Annotated in this window: 17 protein-coding genes; 16 read left to right on the top strand and 1 reads right to left on the bottom strand. The window is 60.7% G+C overall.

The features are described 5' to 3' along the window. The first annotated feature begins 209 nt into the window (after positions 1-209). The 5 genes from rpsL to LFT43_RS15400 all read left to right on the top strand — a co-directional run bounded on the left by rpsL (position 210) and on the right by LFT43_RS15400 (position 4953). A complete protein-coding gene (gene rpsL, locus LFT43_RS15420; RefSeq protein ID WP_009358312.1) occupies positions 210-584 on the top strand; it encodes a 30S ribosomal protein S12 in 375 nt (124 codons plus the stop codon). Position 585: 1 nt separating this feature from the next. Then, positions 586-1056, top strand: a complete 471-nt coding sequence (rpsG, locus tag LFT43_RS15415; protein ID WP_059387355.1) for a 30S ribosomal protein S7 — start codon at positions 586-588, stop codon at positions 1054-1056. Positions 1057-1124: 68 nt separating this feature from the next. Beyond that, positions 1125-3239: an elongation factor G gene (fusA, locus tag LFT43_RS15410; protein ID WP_395798179.1), complete on the top strand. Its 2115-nt coding sequence runs from the start codon at positions 1125-1127 to the stop codon at positions 3237-3239. 237 nt (positions 3240-3476) lie between these two features. Beyond that, positions 3477-4667, top strand: coding sequence for an elongation factor Tu (gene tuf, locus LFT43_RS15405; RefSeq protein ID WP_234749052.1), 1191 nt, complete (start codon positions 3477-3479; stop codon positions 4665-4667). 160 nt (positions 4668-4827) lie between these two features. Beyond that, on the top strand, positions 4828-4953 hold the full coding sequence (locus LFT43_RS15400; RefSeq protein ID WP_395798177.1) for a hypothetical protein: 126 nt from the start codon (positions 4828-4830) through the stop codon (positions 4951-4953). Between the two features lie 34 nt (positions 4954-4987). On the opposite strand, the gene LFT43_RS15395 is transcribed toward LFT43_RS15400, so the two are convergent. Further along, positions 4988-6415, bottom strand: a complete 1428-nt coding sequence (locus LFT43_RS15395) for a GH1 family beta-glucosidase (RefSeq protein WP_395798175.1) — start codon at positions 6413-6415, stop codon at positions 4988-4990. A gap of 389 nt (positions 6416-6804) precedes the next feature. Between LFT43_RS15395 and rpsJ the strand changes: the two genes are divergently transcribed. Genes rpsJ through rpsQ form a run of 11 tightly spaced genes read left to right on the top strand, consistent with a single transcriptional unit; the run spans position 6805 to position 12149 of the window. Next, on the top strand, positions 6805-7113 hold the full coding sequence (gene rpsJ, locus LFT43_RS15390; RefSeq protein WP_038464699.1) for a 30S ribosomal protein S10: 309 nt from the start codon (positions 6805-6807) through the stop codon (positions 7111-7113). 18 nt (positions 7114-7131) lie between these two features. Next, on the top strand, positions 7132-7782 hold the full coding sequence (rplC, locus tag LFT43_RS15385) for a 50S ribosomal protein L3 (protein ID WP_028265107.1): 651 nt from the start codon (positions 7132-7134) through the stop codon (positions 7780-7782). Between the two features lie 4 nt (positions 7783-7786). After that, entirely contained in the window at positions 7787-8404 is a 618-nt protein-coding gene (rplD, locus tag LFT43_RS15380; RefSeq protein WP_395798172.1) for a 50S ribosomal protein L4, read from the top strand. Then, on the top strand, positions 8401-8706 hold the full coding sequence (gene rplW / locus LFT43_RS15375) for a 50S ribosomal protein L23 (RefSeq protein WP_059387362.1): 306 nt from the start codon (positions 8401-8403) through the stop codon (positions 8704-8706). The genes rplD and rplW overlap by 4 nt, the downstream gene beginning before the upstream one ends. Positions 8707-8735: 29 nt before the next feature. Next, on the top strand, positions 8736-9575 hold the full coding sequence (gene rplB / locus LFT43_RS15370) for a 50S ribosomal protein L2 (protein WP_028265104.1): 840 nt from the start codon (positions 8736-8738) through the stop codon (positions 9573-9575). Between the two features lie 12 nt (positions 9576-9587). Next, positions 9588-9869 (top strand): 30S ribosomal protein S19, encoded by a 282-nt coding sequence (gene rpsS, locus LFT43_RS15365; protein WP_018773666.1) that lies wholly within the window; start codon positions 9588-9590, stop codon positions 9867-9869. A 38-nt stretch (positions 9870-9907) separates the two neighbouring features. Continuing rightward, entirely contained in the window at positions 9908-10273 is a 366-nt protein-coding gene (gene rplV / locus LFT43_RS15360) for a 50S ribosomal protein L22 (RefSeq protein WP_028265103.1), read from the top strand. Beyond that, on the top strand, positions 10274-11110 hold the full coding sequence (gene rpsC, locus LFT43_RS15355) for a 30S ribosomal protein S3 (protein WP_028265102.1): 837 nt from the start codon (positions 10274-10276) through the stop codon (positions 11108-11110). Continuing rightward, positions 11111-11527: a 50S ribosomal protein L16 gene (gene rplP, locus LFT43_RS15350; RefSeq protein WP_234749058.1), complete on the top strand. Its 417-nt coding sequence runs from the start codon at positions 11111-11113 to the stop codon at positions 11525-11527. It begins immediately after the preceding gene. A 2-nt stretch (positions 11528-11529) separates the two neighbouring features. After that, positions 11530-11853: a 50S ribosomal protein L29 gene (gene rpmC, locus LFT43_RS15345; protein ID WP_269995957.1), complete on the top strand. Its 324-nt coding sequence runs from the start codon at positions 11530-11532 to the stop codon at positions 11851-11853. After that, positions 11850-12149, top strand: coding sequence for a 30S ribosomal protein S17 (gene rpsQ / locus LFT43_RS15340; protein WP_323054727.1), 300 nt, complete (start codon positions 11850-11852; stop codon positions 12147-12149). The genes rpmC and rpsQ overlap by 4 nt, the downstream gene beginning before the upstream one ends. The last annotated feature ends 95 nt before the right edge of the window (positions 12150-12244 follow it).

The raw sequence follows: 12244 nt of genomic DNA, 5'->3' as shown, positions 1-12244 counted from the left end.
GCCGCCGCAGCATCATTTCGGTTTTGTTCTCATGATGCTTCGGTGGTGCCTGTTTCCGGGTTGCGGGCTACGTGCGCAACGAATGCCGCACTTTTGCACGCCCACTGGATCTTCGGACCCGGGGCCGCAGGGACAACGCCAAAGCTCTCACGCAAACACAGGCTAATGCCTGGGCGCGGAGCAGAGATCAACCAACGGAGAACACGAAAGTGCCTACGATTAACCAGCTGGTCCGCAAGGGCCGCACGCCTAAGGTCTCCAAGACCAAGGCTCCCGCGCTTAAGGGCAGCCCGATGCGCCGCGGTGTTTGCACCCGCGTTTACACGACCACCCCGAAGAAGCCGAACTCGGCTCTGCGTAAGGTTGCACGTGTGCGCCTCAACGGTGGCGTTGAAGTTACCGCCTACATCCCCGGTGTTGGCCACAACCTCCAGGAGCACTCCATCGTGCTCGTCCGTGGTGGTCGTGTGAAGGACCTCCCGGGTGTCCGTTACAAGATCGTCCGTGGTGCCCTCGATACCCAGGGTGTCAAGAACCGCAAGCAGGCCCGCAGCCGCTACGGCGCAAAGATGGAGAAGAAGTAATATGCCTCGCAAGGGTCCGGCCCCGAAGCGGCCGCTAGTTTCCGATCCCGTTTACGGTTCCCCGTTGGTCACCCAGCTGATCAACAAGGTTCTGATTGACGGCAAGAAGTCCACCGCAGAGCGCATCGTTTACGGCGCCCTCGAAGGTGCACGCGCCAAGTCCGGTGGCGACCCCGTCGCCGCCCTCAAGAAGGCCATGGACAACGTCAAGCCTTCCCTCGAGGTTCGCTCCCGCCGTGTCGGTGGCGCAACCTACCAGGTTCCCGTTGAGGTCAAGCCGGGCCGCTCCACTGCCCTCGCCCTGCGTTGGCTGGTTGGCTACTCCAAGGCCCGCCGCGAGAAGACGATGACCGAGCGCCTCCAGAACGAAATCCTGGATGCGTCCAACGGTCTCGGTGCCGCTGTGAAGCGTCGCGAAGACACCCACAAGATGGCCGAGTCGAACAAGGCCTTCGCACACTACCGCTGGTAAAACTTCCCGTACGCCGCCGGCTCCCTGAGCTGGCGGCGAACGTGTAGTCCATCCGAAAGGGAGACACCGTGGCACAGGACGTGCTTACCGACCTTAGCAAGGTCCGCAACATCGGCATCATGGCCCACATCGATGCCGGCAAGACCACCACCACCGAGCGCATCCTGTTCTACACAGGTGTGAACCACAAGATCGGCGAAACGCACGACGGTGCTTCGACGACCGACTGGATGGAACAGGAAAAGGAACGCGGCATCACCATCACGTCTGCCGCCGTGACCTGCTTCTGGGACAAGAACCAGATCAACATCATCGACACCCCGGGCCACGTGGACTTCACGGTTGAGGTTGAGCGCTCCTTGCGCGTCCTCGACGGCGCCGTTGCTGTCTTCGATGGCAAGGAAGGCGTTGAGCCGCAGTCCGAGACTGTTTGGCGCCAGGCCGACAAGTACAACGTGCCGCGGATCTGCTTCGTCAACAAGATGGACAAGCTCGGTGCTGACTTCTACTTCACCGTAGACACCATCATCAGCCGCCTCGGCGCCAAGCCGCTGGTTATCCAGCTGCCGATCGGTGCAGAGAACGACTTCGTCGGCGTCGTGGATCTCCTTGAGATGCGCGCGCTGGTGTGGCCGGGCGATGCCAAGGGTGACGTCACCATGGGTGCCAAGTACGAGGTCCAGGAGATCCCCGCCGATCTCCAGGCCAAGGCCGAGGAATACCGCGCACAGCTCGTTGAGACTGTTGCCGAGGCTTCCGAGGAACTCATGGAAAAGTACCTTGATGGTGAAGAACTCACTGTCGAGGAGCTCAAGGCCGGCATCCGCAAGATGACCATCAACTCTGAGCTCTACCCGGTTCTCTGTGGTTCTGCCTTCAAGAACCGTGGCGTACAGCCGATGCTGGATGCTGTTGTTGACTTCCTGCCGAACCCGCTCGACGTCCCGCCAATGGTCGGTCACGACCCGCGCGACGAAGAGAAGGAACTCACCCGCAAGCCTTCTGCCGAGGAGCCGTTCTCGGCCCTCGCGTTCAAGATTGCCGCGCACCCGTTCTTCGGTCAGCTCACCTTCATCCGCGTGTACTCCGGTCACGTGGAAGCAGGCGCCCAGGTGGTCAACTCCACCAAGGGCAAGAAGGAGCGCATCGGCAAGCTGTTCCAGATGCACGCCAACAAGGAAATGCCTGTTGAGGGCGCTACCGCCGGCCACATCTACGCAGCTATCGGTCTGAAGGACACCACCACGGGCGACACCCTGTGCGACTCCGCCAACCAGATCGTTCTCGAGTCCATGAGCTTCCCGGAGCCCGTGATCTCGGTTGCCATCGAGCCGAACACCAAGGGTGACCAGGAGAAGCTCTCCACGGCCATCCAGAAGCTCTCTGCTGAGGACCCGACCTTCCAGGTCTCCCTCAACGAGGACACCGGTCAGACCATCATCGCCGGCATGGGCGAACTCCACCTGGACATCCTGGTGGACCGCATGCGCCGCGAATTCAAGGTCGAGGCAAACGTCGGCAAGCCGCAGGTTGCTTACCGCGAAACCATCAAGCGCGCTGTAGAGCGTCACGACTACACGCACAAGAAGCAGACCGGTGGTTCGGGTCAGTTCGCAAAGATCCAGATCGCTATCGAGCCGATGGACACCGCCGACGGCGAGCTCTACGCGTTCGAGAACAAGGTCACCGGTGGCCGCGTGCCCCGCGAGTACATCCCGTCCGTTGACGCGGGCATCCAGGATGCACTCAACGACGGCGTTCTGGCCGGCTACCCGGTTGTCGGCATCAAGGCCACGCTGATTGACGGCGCGTACCACGATGTTGACTCCTCGGAAATGGCGTTCAAGATCGCTGGCCGTATGGCTTTCAAGGAAGCTGCACGCAAGGCGAACCCTGTTCTGCTCGAACCGCTGATGGATGTTGAGGTCCGCACCCCTGAGGAATACATGGGTGAAGTTATTGGTGACCTGAACTCCCGTCGTGGCCAGATGCAGTCCATGGAAGATGCCGCTGGCGTCAAGGTGATCCGTGCGCACGTTCCGCTGTCCGGCATGTTCGGCTACATCGGTGACCTGCGTTCGAAGACCCAGGGCCGTGCTGTGTACTCCATGACGTTCAACAGCTACGCCGAGGTCCCGAAGGCAGTTGCCGACGAGATCATCCAGAAGAACCGCGGCGAGTAATCACCGACGGAAAATCCAGGATGCTGGCCCGGTTCCGGGAAAGCATCCAGTGCAGGCGGCTGGGACGTGGCCCAGGCCCCGCTCCGGCCCCTGCGCGAACAGACTCCAGGTACTAGCATTGGTCCCTGAATCTGCAATTTCACCAAAACCAAAGCCCCCAAGTAGACTTGCTGGAGTTTCTGCCGCGAAAAGCGCGGCCGAGGAGCAACTCACTTGAAATCGTTCTAGGAGGAACCTGTGGCAAAGGCAAAGTTCGAGCGGACTAAGCCGCACGTCAACATCGGCACCATTGGTCACGTTGACCACGGTAAGACGACGCTGACTGCCGCCATTTCCAAGGTGCTGTACGACAAGTACCCCACTCTCAACGAGCAGCGCGACTTCGCGTCGATTGACTCTGCTCCGGAAGAGCGCCAGCGTGGTATCACCATCAACATCTCCCACGTTGAGTACCAGACTGAGAAGCGCCACTACGCACACGTAGACGCTCCGGGTCACGCTGACTACATCAAGAACATGATCACCGGTGCTGCCCAGATGGACGGTGCGATCCTCGTGGTTGCCGCCACTGACGGCCCGATGGCTCAGACCCGCGAGCACGTTCTGCTCGCCCGCCAGGTTGGTGTCCCCTACCTGCTGGTCGCGCTGAACAAGTCGGACATGGTCGACGACGAAGAGCTTCTCGACCTCGTTGAAATGGAAGTTCGCGAGCTGCTCAGCGCTCAGGGCTTCGATGGCGACGACGCTCCGGTTGTGCGTGTTTCCGGCCTCAAGGCACTCGAAGGCGACCCGGTTTGGGTCAAGTCCGTCGAGGACCTGATGGAAGCTGTCGACAACTCGGTTCCGGACCCCGTTCGTGACCGTGACAAGCCGTTCCTGATGCCGATCGAAGACGTCTTCACGATCACCGGCCGTGGCACCGTTGTTACGGGTCGCGCCGAGCGCGGCACCCTCGCGATCAACTCTGAGGTTGAAATCGTTGGTATCCGTCCGATCCAGAAGACCACCGTTACTGGTATCGAGATGTTCCACAAGCAGCTCGACGAAGCATGGGCCGGCGAGAACTGTGGCCTCCTGCTCCGCGGTCTGAAGCGCGACGACGTCGAGCGCGGCCAGGTTGTCGTCAAGCCGGGTTCCATCACCCCGCACACCGACTTCGAGGCCAACGTCTACATCCTTTCCAAGGATGAAGGCGGACGTCACAACCCGTTCTACTCGAACTACCGCCCGCAGTTCTACTTCCGTACCACGGACGTAACCGGCGTTATCACCCTGCCGGAAGGCACGGAAATGGTTATGCCTGGCGACAACACTGAGATGACCGTTGAGCTCATCCAGCCGATCGCTATGGAAGAGGGCCTCGGCTTCGCAATCCGTGAAGGTGGCCGCACCGTTGGTTCGGGACGTGTCACCAAGATCATCAAGTAGTTTCTACTTGTAGATCGGTGAAGGACCGGCCGCCTGGCGGCCAGTAGCAAACCAAAGAAGAACCCCGTCACTTTCGTGGCGGGGTTCTTCTTTGCTGCCGTTCATCTATCGAATAGATGAACGGCAGCCTGATAGCGTTGCATCCAAGGAGGAATGCGGAATGGGATGGCTCATTTTTCTGATCGTGGTTGTTGTAGTGGTGGTCGGGATCTTCTGGGGAAAGAAGTATTTCCGCCGCGAAATCGAGCGTGCCAAGCGGATCAACCGGGCGAACAAGAAGGAATGATTTAGCACGATCGGTCTATAAAACAGACTGTCGATCAGCTTTGGCGCGCCCTGCTTAAAGACTGGTACCAATAGAACGAGTCCTTGGGGGTTCTTTCGAGGGTATCGAAGTCCACATGCACCAGCCCGAAGCGCTGTGAGTATCCGGCGGCCCATTCGAAGTTGTCCAGCAACGTCCACACGTAGTAGCCAAGAAGTTCGACGTCGTGGGCGATCCCGCCGGGCGCGGTGGCCCGCAATGCCTGGCCAAGGTGCGAAGCAAGATAGCTGATGCGGTCGGAGTCGTGAACAGGCCCCATGGAGTGGTCCGGCTCCGGAAAGCTCGCACCGCTTTCTGTGATGAACAGGGGAGGTAGGGCCGCCCCGTAGCGGTCCTTCAGCTCCCGCAGCAGGATTCCGAGATGTTCGGGTGCCACCGGCCAACCAAATCCGGTGGTTTCATATTCGGGGAATGCCGCCAGGTGGAACGGGAGCTTCGCCAGCATGTCGGAGTTGTTGCCCGGCGAGCTTACGTCGCCGCGGCCAGCGGCGACCTTGATGGGGTAGTAATAGTTCACGCCGTAGAAGTCCAACGGCTGGTGGATCGTCTTGAGGTCCTCGTCCCGGACGTTGCCCAGGGCCCGGAACCACGGTTTCACCTGCAGCGGGGGCTTCGGGTATCTACCCAAGAGGATGGGATCGGCATAAAGCCGGTTGAAGATGAGGTCGAAGGCCCTCGCCATGAGGCGGTCCGTGAGTCTCTTAGTCGCGGGCTGGACTGGCGAGTGCACGTTGGCCACGCCAACGGTTCCCGCAACGCCGGCGGCACGCAAGGCCTGGACAGCCAGGCCATGCCCCAATAACTGATGGTGGGCGGCGGGAAGGGCATCGAAGAGCAGCCGCCTGCCGGGCGCATGGACGCCAAGGGCATAGCCTTGCAAAGCGACCGAAACGGGTTCGTTCAGGGTGACCCACTGAGCCACGCGGTCGCCGAAGCGGCCTGCGGCCGCAGCGGAATATTCGGCGAACCGCTCCGCCGTCGCACGATTCAACCAACCGCCGTCGTGCTCCAATGGCAGGGGAGTATCCCAATGGTAGAGGGTCACCATAGGGGAGATTCCGGCCTTCAGGAGCTTGTCGATCAGGCGGTCGTAGAAGTCCAGGCCCTGCTGGTTGATGGGTCCCTTGCCGCCTGGTTGGATCCGGGGCCAGGAGAGGGAGAACCGGTAGGAATCCACGCCGAGGTCCTGCATGAGGGCTATGTCCTCGTCCGCCCGGTTGTAGTGGTCGCAGGCGACTGCGGGGGAGTGGCCGTTGATGATGGCTCCAGGCTTTTCGGCGAACGCATCCCAACTAGATGGTCCCCGTCCGTCCGCCGTGAGCGAGCCCTCGATCTGGAATGCCGCCGCCGCGACACCCAAGGTGAACGCTGGCCGGATGCGACTGGCGAGGTCTTCCACCATGGCAGCATCTTGGACGGTCATCCCCCTATCATCCTGACGCTATGAGCCGATTGCAATGGTCATTGGGAATCCGATTGGCTTATGCCGGGGAATTCCGGCATACTAGGTGAGTTGTTCAAGCGCTTCTTCGTGTCCCGATCCGGATAATGCCGGGTGTCAGGGTCCAAGCTGAAGCCCAAACATAACCCAGATCCCCAAAGGAATGCGGACGAGTTTGCGTGGAAATTGCGACACGCCCGACCGCGGGGGTCGGTTACACCGGCAAGTTGAGGAACCCGGATCCCTCCGGATTCAGCTTGTGCGGCGGGTGGTAGTACTACTTCAAATGCTTCGGCAGCCACATACAACACTTAAGTGAACAGGGCAGCCCTTATTCGAGGGAAGCACAGACTGAAAGAGAGTCAGGCGACATGGCGGGACAAAAAATCCGCATCCGGCTGAAGTCATATGACCATGAGGTCATTGATGTTTCAGCGCGGAAGATCGTTGAGACGGTCACGCGCGCAGGCGCAACGGTAGTGGGCCCCGTGCCGCTGCCCACGGAGAAGAACATCTACTGCGTGATCCGCTCTCCGCACAAGTACAAGGACAGCCGTGAGCACTTTGAAATGCGTACTCACAAGCGTCTGATCGACATCATCGACCCCACGCCCAAGGCTGTCGACTCGCTTATGCGTCTCGACCTGCCGGCCGACGTGAACATCGAAATCAAGCTGTAGGGAGGTGCTGAGAAAACTATGACCGCAACCCGTAACGTAAAGGGCCTGCTGGGCACGAAGCTCGGCATGACCCAGGTCTGGGACGAGAACAACAAGCTCATCCCGGTAACTGTCGTCCAGGCTGACTCCAACGTCATCACCCAGCTGCGCAACGCAGAGACCGATGGCTATGTCGCCGTTCAGATCGGCTACGGCCAGATCGATCCCCGCAAGGTCACCAAGCCGCTGGCTGGTCACTTTGAAAAGGCTGGCGTAACTCCTCGCCGCCACGTCGTCGAACTGCGCACCGCAGACGCCGCGTCTTACGAACTGGGCCAGGAGCTTTCTGTTGAGCTCTTCGAAGCCGGTCAGAAGATCGACGTCGTCGGCACCAGCAAGGGTAAAGGCTTCGCCGGTGTTATGAAGCGTCACGGCTTCCACGGTGTTGGAGCCTCCCACGGTGCGCACAAGAACCACCGCAAGCCCGGTTCCATCGGTGGCGCATCCACCCCGAGCCGCGTCTTCAAGGGTCTGAAAATGGCCGGCCGCATGGGCGCAGAACGTCACACTACGCTGAACCTCACGGTTCACGCTGTTGACGTTGAGAAGTCGCTGCTCCTTATCAAGGGTGCCGTCCCCGGTGCCCGCGGCCAGGTCGTACTCGTACGCACCGCCGTGAAGGGAGCCTAGTTCAATGACTAGCACTGTCAAGGTAGACCTGCCCGCAGAGATCTTCGATGTTCAGACCAACGTGCCGCTGCTGCACCAGGTCGTCGTCGCACAGCTCGCTGCTGCTCGCCAGGGTACCCACAAGACCAAGACCCGCGCCGAAGTTTCCGGTGCTGGCCGCAAGCCGTTCAAGCAGAAGGGCACCGGCCGCGCCCGTCAGGGTTCCATCCGTGCTCCTCACATGACCGGTGGTGGCATTGTCCACGGCCCGACGCCGCGTGACTACAGCCAGCGCACCCCCAAGAAGATGAAGGCTGCCGCACTGCGTGGCGCCCTGTCTGACCGCGCCCGTAACGGTCGCATCCACGTCATTGCCGATCTGGTCGCGGGCACCAAGCCCTCCTCCAAGGAAGCACTGGCCGCGCTGAAGTCAGTCTCCGAGCGCAGGAACCTGCTCGTTGTTATCGAGCGCGCCAACGATGTTGCAGCACTGTCGGTGCGCAACCTCACGGATGTTCACGTTCTGTACGCAGACCAGCTGAACACCTACGACGTGCTGGTTGCCGACGACGTGGTCTTCACCAAGGCTGCTTTCGAGGCTTTCATCGCTGACAAGGCAAAGAACGAGGAGGATGCCAAGTGAGTGCAGCCACCATCAAAGACCCGCGCGACGTCGTCATTGCACCCGTCGTTTCGGAAAAGAGCTACGGCCTGATCGACGAGGGCAAGTACACCTTCCTGGTGGACCCCCGCTCGAACAAGACCGAGATCAAGCTGGCCGTGGAGAAGATTTTCTCCGTCAAGGTCGAATCGATCAACACCATCAACCGTGCCGGTAAGCGCAAGCGCACCAAATTCGGATGGGGTCAGCGCAAGAGCACCAAGCGTGCGATTGTCACCCTCAAAGAAGGCACTATCGACATCTTCGGCGGTCCGCTCGCGTAGCGGAGACCACTTTAACGAGGAAATGAATTATGGGAATCCGTAAATACAAGCCGACTACCCCGGGCCGTCGCGGCTCGAGCGTAGCCGACTTCTCCGAAATCACGCGATCGACTCCGGAAAAGTCGTTGCTGCGTCCGCTGCACAAGACTGGCGGCCGTAACAACACCGGTAAGATCACTACCCGCCACAAGGGTGGTGGACACAAGCGCCAGTACCGTCTGATCGACTTCCGTCGCCACGACAAGGACGGCGTCAACGCCCGCGTTGCCGAAATCGAGTACGATCCGAACCGCACGGCTCGCATCGCCCTCCTGCACTACGTTGATGGCACCAAGCGTTACATCATCGCCCCGAACAAGTTGTCCCAGGGTGACTTCGTCGAGGCTGGCCCCGACGCTGACATCAAGCCGGGCAACAACCTGCCGCTGCGCAACATCCCGGTTGGTACCACCATCCACGCAGTTGAACTGCGTCCGGGTGGCGGCGCCAAGATGGCCCGTTCCGCAGGTGCGTCGGTTCAGCTCGTCGCCAAGGAAGGCCGTTTCGCCCAGCTGCGTCTGCCCTCCGGTGAAATCCGCAACGTTGACGTGCGCTGCCGCGCAACCGTCGGCGAGGTCGGCAACGCCGAGCAGTCGAACATCAACTGGGGCAAGGCCGGCCGTATGCGCTGGAAGGGCGTTCGCCCGACCGTCCGTGGTGTCGCCATGAACCCGGTCGATCACCCGCATGGTGGTGGTGAAGGTAAGACTTCCGGTGGACGTCACCCGGTCAACCCGAACGGTAAGCGTGAAGGCCGCACCCGCCGCCCCAACAAAGAGAGCGACAAGCTTATTGTTCGTCGCCGCCGTACTGGCAAGAACAAGCGATAGGAGCCTGGACACATGCCACGCAGCCTGAAAAAAGGTCCTTTCGTAGACCAGCACCTCTTTGTAAAGGTCGCCAGGGAAAACGAAAAGGGCACCAAGAACGTCATCAAGACCTGGTCCCGCCGTTCGATGATCGTCCCGGACATGTTGGGTCACACGATTGCCGTTCACGACGGACGCAAGCACATTCCGGTGTTTGTCACTGAGTCGATGGTCGGGCACAAGCTCGGCGAATTCGCTCCCACGCGGACATTCCGCGGCCATGTCAAGGACGACCGTAAGGGCAAGCGCCGCTAAGGCGCTGGCTCTACGGCTTAGACGAGAGAAGGAAAGCAATGGAAGCCAAGGCTATTGCGCGTCACATCCGCGTAACGCCTATGAAGGCCCGGCGCGTCGTCAACCTTGTTCGTGGTAAGCAAGCGAATGAGGCTCTGGCAATTCTGAAGTTCGCCGAACAGGCAGCTTCGGAGCCGGTATTCAAGGTAGTTCAGTCGGCAATGGCAAACGCACGGGTCCTCGCGGACCGCGACGGCGTTGCCTTTGACGAAGGAGACCTCTACATCAGCGAAGCGTTTGTTGATGAAGGCCCGACCATGAAGCGGTTCCAGCCGCGTGCTCAGGGTCGCGCATTTCAGATCAAGAAGCGCACGAGCCACATCACCGTGGTAGTCGCTACCCCGGAGAAAGAGGAGGCTCGCTAAGTGGGACAGAAAGTAAACCCGCACGGGTTCCGACTCGGCATCACCACCGATCACGTATCGCACTGGTTTGCTGACAGCACCAAGGCTGGCCAGCGGTACAAGGACTTCGTTCGCGAAGACATCCGCATCCGCCAGCTCATGTCCACGGGCATGGAGCGCGCTGGTATCGCCAAGGTCGAAATCGAGCGCACCCGTGACCGTGTCCGCGTGGACATCCACACGGCTCGCCCGGGCATCGTCATCGGCCGCCGCGGTGCAGAAGCGGACCGCATTCGCGGCGAGCTCGAAAAGCTCACCGGCAAGCAGGTCCAGCTGAACATCCTCGAGGTCAAGAACCCCGAGATGGAAGCCCAGCTTGTTGCCCAGGGCGTTGCCGAGCAGCTGACTTCCCGCGTGGCTTTCCGCCGTGCGATGAAGAAGGCCATGCAGTCCGCACAGCGCGCGGGTGCCAAGGGTATCCGTATCGCTTGCTCCGGTCGACTGGGTGGCGCAGAAATGTCCCGCTCGGAGTTCTACCGCGAAGGCCGTGTGCCCCTGCACACCCTGCGTGCGAACATCGACTACGGCTTCTACGAGGCCAAGACCACCTTCGGCCGCATCGGCGTGAAGGTCTGGATCTACAAGGGCGACGTCACCGCCAAGGAACTGGCTCAGCAGGCAGCTGCTGCTCCGTCCCGCGGCCGCGGTCCCAGCGACCGCCCGGGCCGCCCGGGTGGCGCAGACCGTGGTGACCGCCGTCGTCGTACCGACCGTCCGGCAGCGGATGCGGCACCTGTTGCTGCAGAGGCTCCGGCAGCTGAAGCTGCTGCTCCCGCGGCAGAAGGAGGACAGGCTTAAATGCTTATCCCACGTCGAGTCAAGCACCGTAAGCAGCACCACCCGGGTCGTTCCGGCGCTGCAACGGGCGGCACCAAGGTCACTTTCGGTGAGTACGGCATCCAGGCCCTGAGCCCGGCCTACGTCACGAACCGTCAGATCGAGTCTGCCCGTATTGCGATGACCCGCCACATCAAGCGTGGCGGCAAGGTCTGGATCAACATCTATCCGGACCGTCCGCTGACGAAGAAGCCGGCCGAAACCCGCATGGGTTCCGGTAAGGGTTCTCCGGAATGGTGGGTCGCAAACGTCAAGCCGGGCCGGGTTCTCTTTGAGATCGCCGGTGTCGAAGAATCGGTTGCCCGTGAGGCACTGCGCTTGGCAATCCACAAGCTCCCGTTGAAGGCACGCATTCTGCGTCGCGAAGGTGGTGAATAGAAATGGCAGTAGGATCCAAGGAACTTGCATCCGCACAGCTGGACGGTTTCGACAACGAGCGACTCGTTGAAGAACTCCGCAAGGCCAAGGAAGAGCTGTTCAACCTGCGTTTCCAGTCCGCCACCGGTCAGCTGGAGAACCACGGTCGTTTGCGCGCGGTAAAGAAGGACATCGCCCGCATCTACACCGTTCTCCGTGAGCGCGAGCTGGGCATTCGTGCCGAGGTTGCCGCACCGGTTGTGGAAGCCAAGGAAGAAAAGAAGTCCAAAAAGGCAGAAGCCAAGGCTGAAAAGGCCGAAGCTGAGGCTGGAGAGGACGCCAAGTGAGCGAACAGAAGGAAACTGTGACGGAAGCAGCAGCCAGCGCTGAACAGCGCGGTTACCGTAAGACGCGTCGCGGCTACGTGGTCTCTGACAAGATGGAAAAAACCATCGTTATTCAGGTTGAAGACCGCGTGAAGCACGCTCTCTACGGCAAGGTCATTCGCCGCACCTCGAAGATCAAGGCTCACGACGAGCAGAACACTGCCGGCATCGGCGACCTCGTTCTGATCGCGGAGACCCGCCCGCTGTCCGCTACCAAGCGGTGGCGCCTGGTCGAGATCCTCGAAAAGGCTAAGTAATCCCGCGTCGGGCTTGTGCCCGGCAGCGATATGGATTGGCAGGAAAGGCCCGCATTCCGGAAGGAATGCGGGCCTTTCCGCGTTTCGGTCCTTAG

The organism is Arthrobacter sp. FW306-04-A (assembly GCF_044358315.1).
GTDB lineage: Bacteria > Actinomycetota > Actinomycetes > Actinomycetales > Micrococcaceae > Arthrobacter.
The sequence above is the reverse complement of the archived record's forward strand: the minus strand, read 5'-3'. Positions and strand labels throughout refer to the sequence as shown.

Bases quoted from the DNA above. Each gene is read 5' to 3' on its own strand.
- rpsG (WP_059387355.1), top strand. From the start codon at position 586: ATGCCTCGCAAGGGTCCGGCCCCGAAGCGGCCGCTAGTTTCCGATCCC.
- LFT43_RS15395 (WP_395798175.1), bottom strand. From the start codon at position 6,415: ATGACCGTCCAAGATGCTGCCATGGTGGAAGACCTCGCCAGTCGCATC.
- rpsJ (WP_038464699.1), top strand. From the start codon at position 6,805: ATGGCGGGACAAAAAATCCGCATCCGGCTGAAGTCATATGACCATGAG.
- rplB (WP_028265104.1), top strand. From the start codon at position 8,736: ATGGGAATCCGTAAATACAAGCCGACTACCCCGGGCCGTCGCGGCTCG.
- rplV (WP_028265103.1), top strand. From the start codon at position 9,908: ATGGAAGCCAAGGCTATTGCGCGTCACATCCGCGTAACGCCTATGAAG.
- rpmC (WP_269995957.1), top strand. From the start codon at position 11,530: ATGGCAGTAGGATCCAAGGAACTTGCATCCGCACAGCTGGACGGTTTC.
- rplP (WP_234749058.1), top strand. From the start codon at position 11,111: ATGCTTATCCCACGTCGAGTCAAGCACCGTAAGCAGCACCACCCGGGT.
- rplC (WP_028265107.1), top strand. From the start codon at position 7,132: ATGACCGCAACCCGTAACGTAAAGGGCCTGCTGGGCACGAAGCTCGGC.
- rplD (WP_395798172.1), top strand. From the start codon at position 7,787: ATGACTAGCACTGTCAAGGTAGACCTGCCCGCAGAGATCTTCGATGTT.
- LFT43_RS15400 (WP_395798177.1), top strand. From the start codon at position 4,828: ATGGGATGGCTCATTTTTCTGATCGTGGTTGTTGTAGTGGTGGTCGGG.
- rpsS (WP_018773666.1), top strand. From the start codon at position 9,588: ATGCCACGCAGCCTGAAAAAAGGTCCTTTCGTAGACCAGCACCTCTTT.